Genomic DNA, 16,755 nt, shown 5'->3' on the forward strand with positions numbered 1-16,755 from the left:
AATGATAAAATTGCACCAGTTTGTAATAATCCACATAAAATGGTTTGTTCTCCCATTAAATCAGATTTTACTTCAGCAATAAATGATGATTCTAAAACACCAGCGCGATGCCCACCAGTTGCAGCAGCGTAAGCTTTTGCTTGAGCCCAACCTTTTCCTTCAGGATCATTTTCTGGATGTACTGCAGTTAATGTTGGTACTCCAAAACCACGTTTGTATTCTTCTCTAACTTCTGTTCCTGGGCATTTTGGTGCCACCATAATTACAGTTAAGTCTTCACGAATTTTTGTACCTTCTTCAACAATATTAAAACCATGGGAATAGCTTAATGTTGCTCCTTTTTTCATTAATGGCATTACTGCTTTTACTACATTTGTATGTTGTTTGTCTGGTGTTAGATTTAATACCAAATCTGCTGTAGGAATTAATTCTTCATAAGTGCCAACAGTAAAACCATTAGACGTTGCGTTTTTATAGGAATCACGTTGCTGATCAATAGCAATTTGTCTTAAGGTATAAGAGATGTCTAAGCCAGAATCTCTCATGTTTAAACCTTGGTTAAGGCCTTGCGCTCCACAACCTACAATTACAATTTTCTTTCCTTTTAGTGCGTTTACACCATCAGCAAATTCTGAAGCGTCCATAAAACGACACTTTCCTAATTGCTCTAATTGTTCTCTTAATGGTAATGTGTTAAAATAATTTGACATTAGTTCTAATTTTTAATTTTGAAATGCTTCTAGCATCGTTGATATTTTCATTTCTTCTTTAGTCACAGCAATTCTACCTGAACGTGTAAATTGCATTATTCCGAAAACAGATAATTCTCTGTGTAATAAATCTATTTCTTCTTTTCTTCCTGATTTTTCAATAACGAAGAATTCACGGTTTACAGTCACAATTCTAGAATTACTTTCTTTGATTATATTCTGAATTTGTCGTTCATCAAATAACAAACCAGATTTCATTTTAAAGATGCATGATTCTTGGTAAATGATTTCATCTTCAGTATGATAATACGCTTTTATGACTTCGACTTGCTTTTCAATCTGACCAATGATTTTCTTCATTTGAGATTCAGTAATCCTAACTACTATTGTAAATCTTGAGACACCTTCAATTTCTGAAGGTGATGTGTTAAGACTTTCAATATTCATATGTCTTCTTTGGAAAATTGCCGAAATTCTATTCAGTAGTCCAATGTTGTTTTCCGTATAAATTGAAACGGTATATTGTTTGTTTTCTTTACTCATTTTTTAAGTTTTCTGTCTCCTCGAGCGCAGTCGAGAGGTTGTTTAGGTCTCGACTGCGCTCGACCAGACAAACAGTTTTTATTCTAATCTTATATCTGAAACACTTGCACCTGTTGGAATCATTGGGAAAACATTACCTTCCTTTTCGACTCTAACTTCTAAGAAATATGGACCATCAGAGTCTATCATTTCTTTTACAGCATTTTTTAAATCTTCTCTTTTTGTTACTTTTTTTGCATCTATTTGATAGCCTTTTGCAATGGCTACAAAATCTGGATTTACCATTTCGGTTGACGCGTAACGCTTATCAAAAAACAATTGCTGCCATTGACGCACCATACCTAAGAATTCATTGTTTAAGACTACAATTTTTACAGGTGCTTTTTGTTGAAAAATTGTTCCTAATTCTTGAATGTTCATTTGGTATCCACCATCACCAGCAATCATAATAACCTCGCGTTCTGGCGCAGCCATCTTTGCGCCAATTGCAGCTGGAAGTGCAAAGCCCATAGTTCCTAATCCACCAGAAGTAATGTTGCTTTTAGTTTTGTTGAATTCTGCATAACGACACGCAATCATTTGGTGCTGCCCAACATCACTAACTATTGCAGCTTCACCTTTGGTTTGAACATTGATTTCTTTCAATACTTCTCCCATTGTTAAACCTTCTTTTGTAGGGTGTAAATCATCTTTAATAACTTTATCGTATTCTATTTTATATAAATCCTTGAATTTTTGATGCCAGCTTTCGTGCGAATTAGTATTTAATAATGGTAATAAAGATGTTAAACTTGTTTTAGCATCACCTAAAACGGCAATATCAGTTTTTACGTTTTTATCAATTTCGGCTGGGTCAATTTCAAAATGAACAATTTTTGCTTGTTTGGCATAGGTTGCTAAATTTCCAGTTACACGATCATCAAAACGCATGCCTATAGCAATTAATACATCACATTCGTTGGTTAATACGTTTGGTGCATAATTGCCATGCATACCAACCATACCAACATTCAGTGGATGTGAAGTTGGAATCGCTGAAGCACCTAAGATGGTCCAAGCGGAAGGAATTCCAGATTTTTCAATAACAGCTTTAAACTCTTCTTCAGCCTTACCTAAGATAACACCTTGTCCCCAAACTATTAATGGTTTTTTAGCATTATTAATAAGTTCTGCTGCTGCTTTAAGTGAATTTTCATCGGTTTCTGGAACAGGTTTGTAGCTTCTTACACCTTTACATTTTTCATATTTAAAATCGAACTCTTCAAACTGCGCATCTTTAGTAATGTCAATTAAAACAGGTCCTGGTCGTCCACTTTTAGCAATATAAAATGCTTTGGCAAAAGCTTCTGGTATTTGAGAAGCCTTTGTAATTTGGATGTTCCATTTGGTAACAGGTGTCGAAATGCCAACAATATCAGTTTCCTGAAACGCATCGCTTCCTAATAAGTGCGAACCTACTTGACCTGTGATACAAACCAAAGGTGTAGAATCGATTTGTGCATCTGCAATACCAGTAATTAAATTGGTTGCTCCTGGTCCTGATGTTGCCATAGCTACACCAACTTTACCAGAAATACGTGCATAACCTTGAGCAGAATGCGCAGCACCTTGTTCATGTCGTGATAAGACATGATGAATTTTATCTTGGTATTTATATAATTCGTCATAAACAGGCATAATTGCGCCTCCAGGATATCCGTAAAGGATGTCAACTCCTTCGGCTAGTAAGCATTTTATAACAGCCTCACTACCAGAAATACGTTTTGTAGTTTGCGGCTTATTTGTTTGATTTTGTATGGTTTGAGTTTCTTTCATTGACTCTATTTGTTTGAGATCCTTCGACAAGCTCAGGATGACATTTTACTTATAATTGTATTTGTCTTTAAAATTCATCAGTGACGCAGCCTTTTGAAGCCGATGATACTGTTTTTGCATACTTGTAAAGTACACCTCGTTCAAACTTCAATTCTGGTGCTTTCCAGTTTTGTCTTCTTCTTTGTAATTCTTCTTCAGAAACTTCTACTGAAATCGTATTGGTTTCTGCATCTATGGTTATGATATCTCCATCTTCTATAAAGGCAATGGTTCCGCCTTCTTGTGCTTCTGGTGTAATGTGTCCAACAACAAAACCGTGAGTTCCGCCCGAGAATCTTCCATCAGTAATTAGTGCAACATCTTTACCTAAGCCTGCTCCCATAATTGCAGCAGTTGGCTTTAGCATTTCTGGCATACCAGGACCACCTTTAGGACCTTCGTATCTAATGACGACTACATCTCCTTTTTCTACTAATCCATCTCTGATACCATCGTTTGCAGAATATTCTCCTTCAAAGACTTTTGCTTTTCCTTTAAAGCTTAAACCTTCTTTTCCTGTGATTTTTGCGACACTTCCTTCGGTAGCTAAATTGCCATAAAGCATTCTTAAGTGCCCAGAAATTTTGATAGGTTCTTCTACTGGTTTAATAACATCCTGACCTTCAGTTAAATCAGCTACATCTAATAAGTTTTCAGCAATTGTTTTTCCTGTTACAGTTAAACAATCACCATGTATCAATCCTTTCTTTAAGAGATATTTTAATACCGCAGGAATTCCTCCAACAGCATGTACATCTTCCATTAAGTATTTTCCGCTTGGTTTTAAATCTGCCAAGAACGGTGTGTTATCGCTTATATCCTGAAAATCTTTTAATGTGAAATCGATTTGTGCAGCTCTTGCAATGGCTAAAAAGTGTAATACAGCATTTGTAGAACCTCCTAATATAGTGACTAGTCGTACTGCATTTTCAAGTGATTTTCTTGTTATAATATCTGAAGGCTTAATGTCTTTTTCGAGTAATAGTCTTAAAGCTTCACCAGCTTTTACGGATTCTTCTTTTTTCGCATCACTTAATGCAGGATTTGAAGAATTGAAAGGCAATGTCATTCCTAAAGCTTCAATTGCAGAGGCCATTGTATTTGCTGTGTACATGCCTCCACAAGCTCCAGCTCCAGGACATGCTTTTTCTACAACGCTTTGAAATTCGTTTTCAGACATGGTTCCCGCAACTTTGCTCCCCCAAGCTTCAAACGCTGAAACGACATCTAGTTTCTTTCCATTGTGACAACCAGAATCGATGGTTCCTCCATAAACTAAAATGGATGGTCGATTTAAACGAATCATTGCCATTAAAGCACCTGGCATATTTTTGTCACAACCAACTACAGTTACTAAGCCATCATAACTCATGGCTTGTACTACAGTTTCCATAGAATCAGCAATAATATCTCGTGATGGCAAAGAGTAACGCATTCCTGGTGTTCCCATAGAAATACCATCACTTACACCAATGGTGTTGAAAATTAAACCTATGACATCTTCGTTCTTAGTCCCTTTTTTAACCAATTTAGCCAAATCATTAAGGTGCATATTACAAGGATTACCTTCGTATCCTGTGCTTGCAATACCTACGATAGGTTTAAAAAAATCTTCTTTGGTCAACCCAATAGCATGTAACATTGCTTGAGCAGCTGGTTGCGTTGGATCTTGAGTGACTGTTTTACTATATTTATTTAATTGACTCATAGTTGTTTTATGGCAAAACTTAAATTGCTTGGTTAAAATTAGTTGTTATACGATGGTTAAAGACTACTTTTCTATGATGTTAATCTAAATTCAATGATATAGACATTTGTTTAAATAATTGATAATCAAATCTTTAAGATAAAATAAATATGATGTCCAAGTGTGTTAAATTTTTAAAATATTTTTGATTTGAATATAGAAAAGTATAAAACCAAAAACCCGATTCATTTGAATCGGGTTTTTGATGGTGGTGCCTCCAGTAGCTAACGATTATACACTTCAGTATATGCGTCTACACTTCTATACACATATTATGCATACCTTCATTTTATAAATATATTTGTGCGATACTATATATACATACGTATTCGAGAGTATATTATAGAGTTGTCTTGATTTGAGTAACATTCACTATTTCTAATTTAGTCTTTACAGAACCAGCATATATAATAATTTAAGTATAAAGCGATTAGTTTATTGTAACATTTCTGGCGTTACTATAGTCCTAAATCCAGTATGGTCAGATCCAGAATCAACACTCATGCCCATACGTGCAGAAATTCTAAAACTAGCGCAATATGAAGCATGACATAAAAATGACCCTCCTTTTATCACATATTCTTTTTGATATGGGTTATTTGGACTGAATGAAGTTTTTGAGCCTAAAGGATTCACAAGAATTTTGGATGTATTTAATTCCTTGTAATAATTTACATTAAAAAGATCGCCTGTTAATTCCCAAACATTCCCAAGCATATCATATAAACCAATACTATTTGGATCATAGGATTTTACAGGAGCAATAAGTTCAAAACCATCAATACTCTCATTCTTTATTGGAAATGTGCCTTGCCATGTATTTGCATTTTTTACTAAAGCGTCATTATTATTGCCCCAAGTATAAATGTTATAAATTGCTGAGCCCTGAGCAGCAGACTCCCACTCAGCTTCGGTTGGTAATCTTCTATTTACCCATTTGCAATAGGCCTTTGCGTCTTCTAAAGCTATATGAACAACAGGATAGTCATCCTTATTTTCAATCGAACTATTTGGTCCCTCTGGATGTTTCCAATTGGCACCAATTTTCCATGTCCACCATTGACTGTAATTAGACATATTAACGATTGCATTCACATTTTTATTAAATATTAAACTTCCAGGCTGAAGGATAGAATCATGAGGTTTAGCTGTACCTTCAGGAAGCTCATTTTTCATTTGTTCCCAATCTATTGGTCTTTCTGCAACTGTTACATAATTTGTAGCATCCACAAAGGTTTTAAATTGTTTATTGGTTACTTCGGTAATATCCATAAAAAAGCCATTAACACTTACTTGATGAGCAGGTTTTTCTCTCATCATTGCGTATTTGTCATCTGACTTGGCTCCTTGTAAAAATGTTTTTCCTTCAACCCAAATCATACCTATTGGAGTTTCTATGCCAGAAGGCTTTTCTTTTAAAATCTGGGAAGTCTTCTCTTTTTTGATTTGTTCTTCAATAGCCTTAGAATGTTCTTTATTTGTTTCATTTTTACAATTCAAACATATTAGTGTGAAGGCAACTATGAGCTGTCTTAGGATTTTTAATTGAAATTCCATTAGGTAGATTATGTCTTTGGTAAAATTTATTTTAATTACATTTAACTCTCAAAACTAAACAAATTATAGATATTGAAGTTAAGAACTCACATACTTTTAATGCTACTTTGCTTTTCTTGGATGATTTCTTTTTCTCAGAATACAGTTGAATTTCGTCAATTGAGAGGGGAAAATGTACCAACTCAAAGCATTACTTATGCTGTTGCAAATGATAGCCTTGGTAATGTTTGGATTGCATCCGAAGAAGGTGTTTTGAAACATAATTCAGAGTTCTATAAAATTTACAATTCGTATAATGGTCTTCCAGATATTATAGGTAATAGAATAAAAGAAGTTTTTGTTGATGCTGAGCAACGTATATGGATAGGGTCAGAAAAAGGAATTTGTTTATATAATGCAAATTTAGATGTTTTTGAATTTGTAGAAAGTGCAGAAAACTATAATCCATCGTTAATTGATGTTATTGTTGAAGATGATAATCATAACATTTGGGCTGGTGGATATAATGGTCTTTGGAGATATGATGAAAATGAGTCAAGCCGAAAATTCATTAGAATATTAAGCAACCATAATGTTCAAGCACTTCATCATACTAAGGACAAACTTGTTTTTGGAACCCAAAGAGGGGTGTTTTATTACAATAATGAGACAAATTTAGTTGAAGAAGTTGAAATAGCTTCCGAAGAGAAAAATATAAGATTTATTATAAGTTTTAATGAACAAATCTTAATTGGCACAAAAACAGGTGCGCTTTACCAAATAGATAATGAACAAAGAATAGCATCTCAAGTGAATCTTGATTTTCAATTATCGGATGCTATAACTGATATCATCAAAAATTCGGATAATACATTTTTGTTAGCTACGGATGGTGATGGCATTTATAAGATAAATTCGGATTTTAAAAAAATAGATCATTATACAGAAAATCCGAATGAAGCTTATTCTATTTCAAGTAATGGGATATATGATATAACATGGGATAGTGAAGGTATTTTATGGGCAGCGACTTATGGTGGTGGTTTAAATTATTTTAATTCAGGAGAACTTCCTTTTCAAAACATTCGTCATAAAATAAATGATGAAAATAGTATTATTACGAATTTCACAAGGGCAATAGCTAAAGATAAAAATGGCAATATCTGGTTTGGTACAAAAAAGGGGGTTAGTATTTTAGACACTAGAAACAACTCTTGGAAACATATAAAGTCTCTTTCGAAATCAGGCAATGATGAGGATGTTATTGTTTTGGCTCTGGAGCCTGATGATAACTTTATGTGTACAGGTGTCGAAGAATGAATTGTGTAGTTCTAGTAGTAAGCGAAAGTAAATCTATATTGGTTTTATTTTCTTTGTAAGAAAATGAATTAGTAATAAAAGCATCGATAGCTAAATTGGAGTTTTTAGTTTTAAGTATCTGTCTTAATTTATAAATATATTCATCAGAATTTTTGTCAATATTTACCCTGAATTTATTCTCATCTAGTTCTAAGTAGGCAAGTATTGTGGGATTTTCAACGAAATAAAAACTAATGTTTTTAAGTTTCTTTTGATAAATTCTCTTTATGGCAATATTAGCAAATGGTAATCTCAATTGAATATGTTCATAGATTTTTAAGAGTGCTTTTAATTTGCTTTTATATAAATCTATATTCTGATTAGCTATCCGCTTATTCCAATCATTATAGGATTCATTTTCAATGTTCCAAGTTAAGCTACTATAGCTGAAACCTTGTTTGATTTTCTCCATTAAGAAAGAATCATAATTACCTTTTTCATAGTACTCCAAAAAATAAACTAAAAAAAAAGTATTTATCTTCAGTATTGTAGTTTTCAAATAGACTTAAATAATAATTATACGAGTTGCTGCTATTAAAGATGTTGATTATCTCTTTAGTGATTGCTATTGATTTATTAGGGTTAGGATGAAGATTTGGTAGTGGAATGTGGTCTAAATCAAAACCAATTGGCTCCTTTTGAGGAAACTCATCAGCTAATAATTTATATTTTTCATTTATTTGTTTTGACATACCAAAAATCGATAGTTTTTTAAGCTTTTAAGTCATAGCAAATATAGAGGTTTGTTTACGAAAGGTTTTTGCAAAAAGAAATTCAGGTAATCATTTTATTGAACATTAATAATTTAAAGAGATTCTTTCTATGTAATGTCACCATTGACTTCGCGAGCCATGCTAGAGCATATTTGAGACTATAAACCAAAAAACCCTTGAGAATCTCACGATAATCAAGGGTTAACAAGTTTTGATGGTGGTGCCTCCAGGAATCGAACCAGGGACACAAGGATTTTCAGTCCTTTGCTCTACCAACTGAGCTAAGGCACCAATTGCTTATTTAAGCGGTTGCAAATATAGATGCATTTTTAATATTCACAAAAAGAAATTGCTAAAATTTGATTTTATAAATTTGTACCTTATTTAATATTTATGAATCTTATTGTAGATGTGGGAAATACGTTTGTTAAATTTGCTATTTACAGTGATGCAAATTTAATTCACAAAACTAGTTTTGAGCTTTCAGATTTTGAAAAGCAATATAAATTAATAAAAAGGGACTTTCCTAAATTAAAATCGGGTATAATTTCTTCGGTTGGACGTTTGTCTAAAAAGCAGATTGAAATTGTTGATGAGGATATGAACGTGTTAGAATTAAGTTCTAAAACTAAATTACCTTTTAAAAATCTATATAAAACTCCTAATACCTTGGGTGTAGATCGTATGGCTTTAGTTAGTGCATCGGTTAATCAGTTTCTGGACAAGAATGTATTAATTATAGATGCAGGCACCTGTATTACTTACGATTTTATAACAGACCTAAATCATTATTTAGGTGGTGCAATTTCTCCAGGTATTAGATTGCGTTATAAAGCGTTAAATAATTTAACAGCAAGCCTTCCTTTATTAGACACAGAACAACCAAAAAATATCATTGGAAATTCTACAAAAACATCCATTCACTCTGGTGTTGTCATAGGCGTAATTAAAGAAATTGATGGTGTTATAGATCAATATCGAGAGAAATACTCAGATTTAACAGTTATTTTAACAGGAGGAGATACCAAATTTTTGTCAAACCAATTAAAAAATAGCATATTTGCCAATTCAAATTTTCTATTGGAGGGTTTAAATTTTATTCTAGAATATAATTCAAAATAATGATAAAACGATTCATTGTAATCTGTATTACAATTATATGTTCCTCAGCTTTTGCGCAACAAGGAACAGGTTCTCCATACTCTTTTTATGGTATTGGAAGTCTAAAATTTAAAGGCACTGTAGAAAACCGTAGTATGGGAGGTATAAGTGTCTATTTAGATAGTATACACGTTAATTTAAGAAATCCTGCCGCTTATGTTGGTAAAAATGTAGAAGGGCCTCTTTTTAATGGGGAAAGTAGACCTGTTAAGTTTACTGTTGCAGGCACCATGTCTGATGCTACATTACAAAGTAATACTGGTGAAGCGCGTACTAACAGTACTAATTTTGATTATGTAGCCATGTCTGTGCCTATTGGAAAATTTGGTTTTGGTTTTGGTTTAATGCCTTACACATCTGTAGGGTACAGGCTTGATGATATTAATGACGATGATATTTTAGTCAATCGGTATACAGGTGAAGGTGGTATTAACAGAGTTTTCGCAGGTTTGGGTTACCAAATCTCCGACGAGTTAAGTATTGGTGTTGATTTTAACTATAACTTCGGTAATATTCAAAATACTGCAATTGAGGTAGCCTACAGACCAGATGGTTCTGTGGTACAATTTCAAACTAGAGAATTTAACAGGTCAGATTTGGGTGGTTTAAATTTCAATATAGGTTTGGCTTACAAAACTATGATAACAGAGAAGTTAGAATTATCAGCTACCGCAACCTATCAGCCAGGAAGTAAATTAAACTCTGATAATATAAGGTCATTTTCAACCGTAACTTTAGACGGTTCTACCTTTGATGTTGTAGGAGTTTCTCAAACTATAGACGCCGTTTTAGAAGATCAAAATCTGCAACAAACCGATTTAACATTGCCTTCTAAATTATCTTTGGGTGCTGGTATTGGTGACCCAAAATCATGGTTTGTGGGTGCAGAATATACGTATCAAAACACAAGTGATTTTTCTAATCCTGTGTTTTCTAATCAAGGTTCTAGTTTCGAAAATTCTTCACAAGTATCTGTAGGTGGCTTTTATATTCCTAATTACAATGCGTTTTCAGGCTATTTTAAACGTGTGGTTTACAGAGCGGGATTTCATTTCGAAAATACAGGACTTGTTATAAAAGATGAATCAATTAACGAGTTTGGCATATCTTTTGGTTTAGGTTTACCAGTTGGAGATCGCAGTTTCTTCTCAAACGCTAATTTAGGATTTGAATTTGGACAACGCGGTACAACAAATCAAAACTTAATTCAAGAGAATTTTTTAAATTTAAACGTTAGTTTATCTTTAAACTCGAGATGGTTTCAACAAAGAAAGTATGACTAACAAAATTAACAAACAATGAAGACGAGAATTACTACACTGCTACTAGCACTATTTATGAGCACTATGATGGGCTTTGCTCAGCAAGATGAGGAATGTATGAATAACCTATCAATTTTTGATAGCTACGTAAAGAGCAAAAAATATGATGATGCTTACGGACCATGGAAAATTGTTAGAGAAAAATGTCCTAAATTTAATAGAGCTATCTATGTGCATGGTGAAAAGATTTTAAAACATAAAATTGAAAATTCTTCTGGTGCAGAACAAGTGGCTCATATAAACGACTTAATGTTGCTTCATGATCAGAGTAGAGAACATTTTGAGTCGAGATATGATCTTGGTGATGTGCTAGGTGATAAAGCACAATTAGCGTACAAGTACCGAAAAGAATTAACTAAGTCAGACGATGATGTTTACAATATGTTTGATGAAGCTTTTACAAAAGATCTAAAAAACTTCAACAGCCCACAAGGTTTATATACTTATTTTTCTTTAATGGTAGACCTATATGACGCAGGTAAAAAGAAAGCTCAAGAAATGTTTGATAAGTATGATGATGTTATAGAAAAGATAGAAACAGAGATAGACGCAAATACCGTTAAACTAAATAGATTACTAGAAAAGGAAGAAGCTGGTACTGCTTTAACTAAAAAAGAAGGACAGTACAAAAGACAATATGAACAATATTTAGAAGCTTTTGATAAAGTGACCTCTAGTATGGATTCTAAATTAGGGAATAGAGCCACTTGCGAAGTTTTAATACCATTGTACCAAAAAGATTTTGAAGAAAATAAAAGTAACGGAGTATGGTTGCAGCGCGCAATGAATAGAATGTATGCTAAAGGTTGTAAGGAAGATCCTTTATTTCTTAAATTAGTAGAACAAAAGAATACTATTGAGCCAACTGCAGATACATCTTTTTACTTATACTTGTTAACAGATGAGCAGAAATATTTTGATCAAACTATTAAATTACAAACCGATCCTTTAAAAAAGGCGAAGCTATACAAGAAATTGGCTCAAGAGCTCAAAGGTAAAGGGAGTTACGGTAAAGCGAGACAATATTACATGCAAGCTTTAAAATTAAACCCGTCTGACGGATCACCTTACATAGCGATTGCAAATATGTATGCTAAAAGTGCAAATAACTGTGGTGATACTAATTTTAACAAAAGAGCAGTCTTTTGGTTAGCTGCGTTAGAAGCTGAAAAAGCAGGAAGAGTAGATGGAAGACTAAAGTCAACTGCTGCCAAATATGCAGTAAGTTACAGAGCGAGTGCACCTTCTAAACAAGATATTTTTAGTGCGACAAATGCTGGTACGACTATTAAAATTGGTTGTTGGATACAGAGATCGGTTACTGTTCCTAAAAATTAATGACTAAACAGAATTTATATATTATAAAAAACTTAGTCACAGCAATTGCTGTGACTTTGTTTTTTTCGTGTAAAAACGATTTTGATGAGGTTCAGAAAGTAGGGATTCTACAAAATCAACCGATTGCAGAAGCTGAAAATATTAATTTAAAATATACTGAATTTAAAGAAGATACGGTTCATTTAAAAGCCAATCTATTAAGTGAGAACATGTTAGATTATTCTAATCGTGGTTTTCCGTTTTCAGAATTCCCTAAAGGTATTGAACTTAAAATATATGACGATGATGGCAACCAAACTACCATATTATCTGATTATGCAATAGTCTACGATGAAACTGATATGATTGATTTACGCGGAAATGTAAGAATCGTCACTCAAGAAAACGATACCTTGTTTACAGAACAATTGTATTATAACCAAAAGCTTGAATGGGCTTTTACTGAACAGTATTTTGTGTTTAAGAGAACCGTTGGTGATACCTATGGAATAGGTTTTGACTCAGATAAGACATTTAAAGAAATACAAATCCTAGAAATGGGAGGTGATTTTGAACTCGATAATTAGTTACCTTTGTTTCATATTATAAAACACTTATGAAAATACAGAAGATTTTTCAATATGCCTACATTGTTTTTGCTGTTCTATTTATATATGATGCATTTACAAAATGGACAGATAATAGAAATGGTGCCTATATTTCTCTTGGCCTTGCGGCTTTAGCAACTTTTATGTTTTTCTTTAGAAAACGTTTCAGTAAAAAGTTTGAAGACCGCAACAATAACAAATAACTATGACTGCTGATCTGGTTGTTATTGTAACTACACTTATTCTATCAGCTTTTTTTTCTGGTATGGAAATCGCTTATGTGTCTTCTAACAAAATTCATATTGAGTTAGAAAAAAAGCAAGGGGATTTTCTAGGTAATATTTTAGCTAAACTTACTGCAAAACCATCCAAATATATTGCTACGATGCTTATCGGTAACAATATTGCCTTGGTTATTTATGGTTTTAAAATGGGAGAGGTTTTGGTGCGCTGGTTTCAATCCATGTTGCCTGCAGATAGCACTGCACTAAGCTATCTGCTTACAGATCTGCAATTACTTACACAAACCGTAATTTCTACTTTAATTATTTTAATTACGGCAGAATTTTTACCAAAAGTCTTTTTTCAGATTTATGCAAATATGCTGCTGAAGGTGTTAGCGTTTCCAACGTATATTTTCTATGTGTTATTTTCTTGGGTTTCAAACTTTATCCTTTGGATTTCAGATGCTGTCCTAAAATATATTTTTAAAGCCGAAGGCGAAGATGTTGTTTTAGCAATGACCAAAGTAGAACTCGGTAATTATATTTCTGAGCAAATGGAGTCGGTTGAAGATCGTGATGACGTTGATAGTGAAATTCAAATTTTTCAGAATGCACTAGAGTTTTCAGACGTAAAAGCACGCGAAGTTATGGTGCCACGTACTGAAATTACTGCAGTTGATATTTCAGATTCTATTGAAAATTTAAGACAGCTCTTCATTGATTCCGGACGCACTAAAATCATTGTTTACAAAGATAGTATCGATGATATCTTGGGTTATGTGCATTCGTTTGAATTGTTTAAAAAACCAAAAACCATTAAATCTATCATAATTCGTGTGGGTTTTGTGCCTGAAACGATTCTAATTAAAGATGTGTTGAATATTTTAACGAAGAAGCGTCGCAGTATGGCTGTGGTTATAGATGAGTATGGAGGTACTTCAGGCATTATGACGGTCGAAGATATTATTGAAGAATTATTCGGAGAAATTGAAGACGAACATGATACGATTGAAATGATTGAAGAACAGCTCAATGATAATACCTATAAATTTTCAGCACGTCTAGAAGTCGATTATATCAACGAAACTTATCAACTCAACCTTCCGGAAAGCGAAAATTATGAAACTTTAGGTGGCTTAATCGTTAATGCTACAGAAGAAATTCCACAAGAAAATGATGATGTACAAATCGATAATTTCAAGTTTACAATTACTGAGGTGTCGTCCACAAAAATTGACGAAGTTGTACTAAAAATCCTCGAAGTAGATTGATAGTTTTTAAACACTTATAAAAACTAGCGTTCTCCTTTTATTATTTGCTAGAATATACTATTTTCGCAGACTTATTTACACTAAATTAAAGACGATACAAAAAGACTATGGCAGTTTTAAATAAAATTAGACAACGCTCGCTGATATTAATATTTGTAATAGCGATGGCATTATTTGCTTTTGTAATTGGAGATTTATTCAGGTCGGACGCATTTTCAGGTGGACAACAAGATGTAATTGCAACAATTAATGGCACTGACATCAACAGAATAGAGTTTCAGCAAAAAGTAAAAAGCTACCAAGATAGATCTGGTGGAAGACAAACATCGACACAAGCGATGAATGCCATCTACAACCAAGAGCTACGTAATATTGTATTAAAATCTGAGTTTGATGCTTTAGGTTTATCAGTTGAAAAAGATGAAATGAGAGATTTGTTGAAAAACAGTTTTTCGTCTTATCCAGAATTTCAAGATGAAAACGGCACATTTGATGTCAATCGTCTAAATGCATTTATTTCAAACTTAAAAGATTTAAATGGCGATACAGCTCCATTAGGAAACTTTATGGTCAACTTTGATAGTTGGGTTAATAATGAGCAAAGTATTGCTACAAATGCAATTCAGCAAACATACTACAACATGATTAAGGCTGGAGTAAGTACGACAATTTCTGAAGCTGAAGATGATTATTTTGGAGATGCTAAGACCGTAGATATTCGTTATGTGCAAGTACCTTATACAACTATTGCAGATAGTTTAGTCACGGTTTCTAAGAGCGAAATTACCGCTTACATGAAAAAGAACGAAGACAAGTACAAAGCTGATGCGACTAGAGAAGTGGTTTATGTTGAGTTTAAAGAAGAAGCGTCTAAAGCTGATGAAGATGAAATTAAAGCTGGTTTGTTAGCCTTAAAAGCAGATAAAACAGAATACAACGAAAGTAGTAAGAATACTGAAACCATTCCTGGTTTTGATACTGCTACAGATATTGAAGAGTTTGTGAATTCAAATTCAGATATCAAATATAGTGATGCGTTTTTAAGAGCTGCAGATTTACCAGCAGCAGCTAAAGATACTTTAGTAAAATTGAGCGCAGGTTCTTATTATGGTCCTTATAAAGATGGGGAATATTATAAATTATCTAAAGTTATAGCCACTAAGGAATTACCGGATTCGGTAAAAGTGCGTCATATTTTAATTCCGAATGTTGGTGGTCAAAGAGCAGATCCATCTGTTACAAAAACACCAGAAGAAGCAAAGAAAACTGCGGATAGTATTTTAGCTAAAATTAATAGCGGTACAAAATTCTTAGACTTATTAGATTTGTCTTCTGATAAAGTAAGTAATGAAAAAGACGGTGAAATAGAGTTTGATTACAAAGCAGGCATGGCACCAGAATTTAAAGCTTATGCTTTTGATAATAAAGTAGGTGATGTGGATGTAGTACAAACGTCATTCGGTTACCACGTTATTGAAATCTTAGAGCAGAAAAGTTATAACCAAACGGTAAAAGTGGCAACCATTGCTGATAAAATTGAACCATCTGACCAAACGCTTCAAGATGTGTTTAACAAAATGTCTAAATTTGAAATTGCAGCTAAAGATGCTGATTTCAATGAGTTGGCTAAAGAACGTAATCTTACTGTAAAGCCAATTACGTTTAAAGAGTTAGATGAAAATATACCAGGATTAGGAAGCCAAAGAGAAGTGGTACGTTGGTCTTTTGAAGAAGATACCGATACAGGTGATTTTAAGAATTTTGCGATATCAAACTTCGGTTTTATTGTAGCCAAAGTTGTTGAGAAAAAAGAAAAAGGTTTAATGAGTACAGAAGATGCTTCCATTACCGCTTTACCTGAAATTAGAAAAGAGAAGAAAGCGAAGATGATTCGTGAAAAAATAACTGCAACGACTTTAGCTGATATTGCTAAGAATCAGTCGCAGAGTGTGAGATCAGCATCTGCTGTGACGATTAAAAACACAACCTTATCTGGTGCTGGTGTTGAACCTAAAGTTGTTGGTGCAGCATTTGGTTTAGTTGAAGGTACCATCTCTAAACCTATTGATGGTGAAAAAGGCGTGTATGTAGTAGAAGTAACGAAAGTTAATGAAGCAACAAAACTAGATAACTACACTGCTATTATGAACAGATTGAATACAGAACGCAGAAATGCAGTACAATCTAAAGTGTTTACGGCATTAGAAAAAGCAGCAGATATTGAAGATAATAGAGCAAAAACGGTTTACTAACCGAATTGAAATAAAAGAGTAACGAAATGGCTTTACAGAAATGTGAAGCCATTTTTTTTATGCTGAACTCGTTTCAGCATCTCTGAACCTATTTCAGCATCTCTGAATTTGTTTCAGTATCTCAAAATAACTTTAGTA

The 16,755-nt window shown here is 33.4% G+C and carries 15 protein-coding genes and 1 tRNA gene; 8 read left to right on the top strand and 8 right to left on the bottom strand.

The genetic code is table 11. The features are described from left to right. The 5 genes from ilvC to AB8B52_RS10210 all read right to left on the bottom strand — a co-directional run. Positions 1-710, bottom strand: a 710-nt coding sequence (ilvC, locus tag AB8B52_RS10190) for a ketol-acid reductoisomerase (RefSeq protein WP_406027735.1), incomplete at its 3' end; no start/stop codon positions are given. Positions 711-722: 12 nt separating this feature from the next. Next, positions 723-1,253, bottom strand: a complete 531-nt coding sequence (ilvN, locus tag AB8B52_RS10195; protein WP_406027737.1) for an acetolactate synthase small subunit — start codon at positions 1,251-1,253, stop codon at positions 723-725. A gap of 78 nt (positions 1,254-1,331) precedes the next feature. Continuing rightward, complete coding sequence (gene ilvB, locus AB8B52_RS10200) at positions 1,332-3,068, bottom strand: biosynthetic-type acetolactate synthase large subunit (protein WP_406027739.1); 1,737 nt, start codon at positions 3,066-3,068, stop codon at positions 1,332-1,334. A gap of 67 nt (positions 3,069-3,135) precedes the next feature. Then, positions 3,136-4,815: a dihydroxy-acid dehydratase gene (ilvD, locus tag AB8B52_RS10205; RefSeq protein WP_406027741.1), complete on the bottom strand. Its 1,680-nt coding sequence runs from the start codon at positions 4,813-4,815 to the stop codon at positions 3,136-3,138. A 474-nt stretch (positions 4,816-5,289) separates the two neighbouring features. Next, positions 5,290-6,354, bottom strand: coding sequence for a formylglycine-generating enzyme family protein (locus AB8B52_RS10210; protein WP_406027743.1), 1,065 nt, complete (start codon positions 6,352-6,354; stop codon positions 5,290-5,292). A gap of 129 nt (positions 6,355-6,483) precedes the next feature. Here AB8B52_RS10210 and AB8B52_RS10215 point away from each other — a divergent pair, with 129 nt between their 5' ends. Then, positions 6,484-7,710 carry a two-component regulator propeller domain-containing protein gene (locus tag AB8B52_RS10215; protein ID WP_406027745.1) on the top strand — a complete coding sequence of 409 codons (1,227 nt, stop codon included), beginning with the start codon at positions 6,484-6,486 and terminating at the stop codon, positions 7,708-7,710. Here AB8B52_RS10215 and AB8B52_RS10220 read toward each other — a convergent pair. From AB8B52_RS10220 to AB8B52_RS10230, 3 genes are all read right to left on the bottom strand, one after another. Then, positions 7,685-8,161, bottom strand: a complete 477-nt coding sequence (locus tag AB8B52_RS10220) for a hypothetical protein (RefSeq protein WP_406027747.1) — start codon at positions 8,159-8,161, stop codon at positions 7,685-7,687. The two genes, AB8B52_RS10215 and AB8B52_RS10220, sit on opposite strands and share 26 nt — an antisense overlap. Positions 8,162-8,186: 25 nt before the next feature. Further along, a complete protein-coding gene (locus AB8B52_RS10225) occupies positions 8,187-8,441 on the bottom strand; it encodes a hypothetical protein (RefSeq protein ID WP_406027749.1) in 255 nt (84 codons plus the stop codon). A 236-nt stretch (positions 8,442-8,677) separates the two neighbouring features. Further along, positions 8,678-8,753 (bottom strand) — tRNA-Phe (locus tag AB8B52_RS10230). A gap of 102 nt (positions 8,754-8,855) precedes the next feature. Here AB8B52_RS10230 and AB8B52_RS10235 point away from each other — a divergent pair. From AB8B52_RS10235 to AB8B52_RS10265, 7 genes are all read left to right on the top strand, one after another. Continuing rightward, positions 8,856-9,584 (top strand): type III pantothenate kinase, encoded by a 729-nt coding sequence (locus tag AB8B52_RS10235; RefSeq protein ID WP_406027751.1) that lies wholly within the window; start codon positions 8,856-8,858, stop codon positions 9,582-9,584. Next, positions 9,584-10,906, top strand: a complete 1,323-nt coding sequence (locus tag AB8B52_RS10240; protein ID WP_406027753.1) for a hypothetical protein — start codon at positions 9,584-9,586, stop codon at positions 10,904-10,906. The genes AB8B52_RS10235 and AB8B52_RS10240 overlap by 1 nt, the downstream gene beginning before the upstream one ends. A gap of 15 nt (positions 10,907-10,921) precedes the next feature. Continuing rightward, positions 10,922-12,283 carry a hypothetical protein gene (locus AB8B52_RS10245; RefSeq protein ID WP_406027755.1) on the top strand — a complete coding sequence of 454 codons (1,362 nt, stop codon included), beginning with the start codon at positions 10,922-10,924 and terminating at the stop codon, positions 12,281-12,283. Then, the gene (lptC, locus tag AB8B52_RS10250) at positions 12,283-12,849 is read left to right on the top strand and encodes an LPS export ABC transporter periplasmic protein LptC (RefSeq protein ID WP_406027757.1); all 567 of its coding nucleotides are present in this window, start codon (positions 12,283-12,285) and stop codon (positions 12,847-12,849) included. The genes AB8B52_RS10245 and lptC overlap by 1 nt, the downstream gene beginning before the upstream one ends. A 29-nt stretch (positions 12,850-12,878) precedes the next feature. Beyond that, positions 12,879-13,073: a hypothetical protein gene (locus tag AB8B52_RS10255; RefSeq protein WP_406027759.1), complete on the top strand. Its 195-nt coding sequence runs from the start codon at positions 12,879-12,881 to the stop codon at positions 13,071-13,073. 2 nt (positions 13,074-13,075) lie between these two features. Then, positions 13,076-14,365: a hemolysin family protein gene (locus AB8B52_RS10260; RefSeq protein WP_406027761.1), complete on the top strand. Its 1,290-nt coding sequence runs from the start codon at positions 13,076-13,078 to the stop codon at positions 14,363-14,365. Between the two features lie 107 nt (positions 14,366-14,472). Then, on the top strand, positions 14,473-16,617 hold the full coding sequence (locus tag AB8B52_RS10265) for a SurA N-terminal domain-containing protein (protein WP_406027763.1): 2,145 nt from the start codon (positions 14,473-14,475) through the stop codon (positions 16,615-16,617). Positions 16,618-16,755 lie beyond the last annotated feature (138 nt).

It is taken from the genome of Winogradskyella sp. (assembly GCF_045105575.1).
GTDB lineage: Bacteria > Bacteroidota > Bacteroidia > Flavobacteriales > Flavobacteriaceae > Winogradskyella.

What these genes read in the sequence shown, in the direction of transcription:
- ilvN (WP_406027737.1), bottom strand. Translation starts at nt 1,253, where the DNA reads ATGAGTAAAGAAAACAAACAATATACCGTTTCAATTTATACGGAAAAC.
- ilvB (WP_406027739.1), bottom strand. Translation starts at nt 3,068, where the DNA reads ATGAAAGAAACTCAAACCATACAAAATCAAACAAATAAGCCGCAAACT.
- ilvD (WP_406027741.1), bottom strand. Translation starts at nt 4,815, where the DNA reads ATGAGTCAATTAAATAAATATAGTAAAACAGTCACTCAAGATCCAACG.
- AB8B52_RS10220 (WP_406027747.1), bottom strand. Translation starts at nt 8,161, where the DNA reads ATGGAGAAAATCAAACAAGGTTTCAGCTATAGTAGCTTAACTTGGAAC.
- AB8B52_RS10225 (WP_406027749.1), bottom strand. Translation starts at nt 8,441, where the DNA reads ATGTCAAAACAAATAAATGAAAAATATAAATTATTAGCTGATGAGTTT.
- AB8B52_RS10235 (WP_406027751.1), top strand. Translation starts at nt 8,856, where the DNA reads ATGAATCTTATTGTAGATGTGGGAAATACGTTTGTTAAATTTGCTATT.
- AB8B52_RS10240 (WP_406027753.1), top strand. Translation starts at nt 9,584, where the DNA reads ATGATAAAACGATTCATTGTAATCTGTATTACAATTATATGTTCCTCA.
- AB8B52_RS10245 (WP_406027755.1), top strand. Translation starts at nt 10,922, where the DNA reads ATGAAGACGAGAATTACTACACTGCTACTAGCACTATTTATGAGCACT.
- lptC (WP_406027757.1), top strand. Translation starts at nt 12,283, where the DNA reads ATGACTAAACAGAATTTATATATTATAAAAAACTTAGTCACAGCAATT.
- AB8B52_RS10255 (WP_406027759.1), top strand. Translation starts at nt 12,879, where the DNA reads ATGAAAATACAGAAGATTTTTCAATATGCCTACATTGTTTTTGCTGTT.
- AB8B52_RS10260 (WP_406027761.1), top strand. Translation starts at nt 13,076, where the DNA reads ATGACTGCTGATCTGGTTGTTATTGTAACTACACTTATTCTATCAGCT.
- AB8B52_RS10265 (WP_406027763.1), top strand. Translation starts at nt 14,473, where the DNA reads ATGGCAGTTTTAAATAAAATTAGACAACGCTCGCTGATATTAATATTT.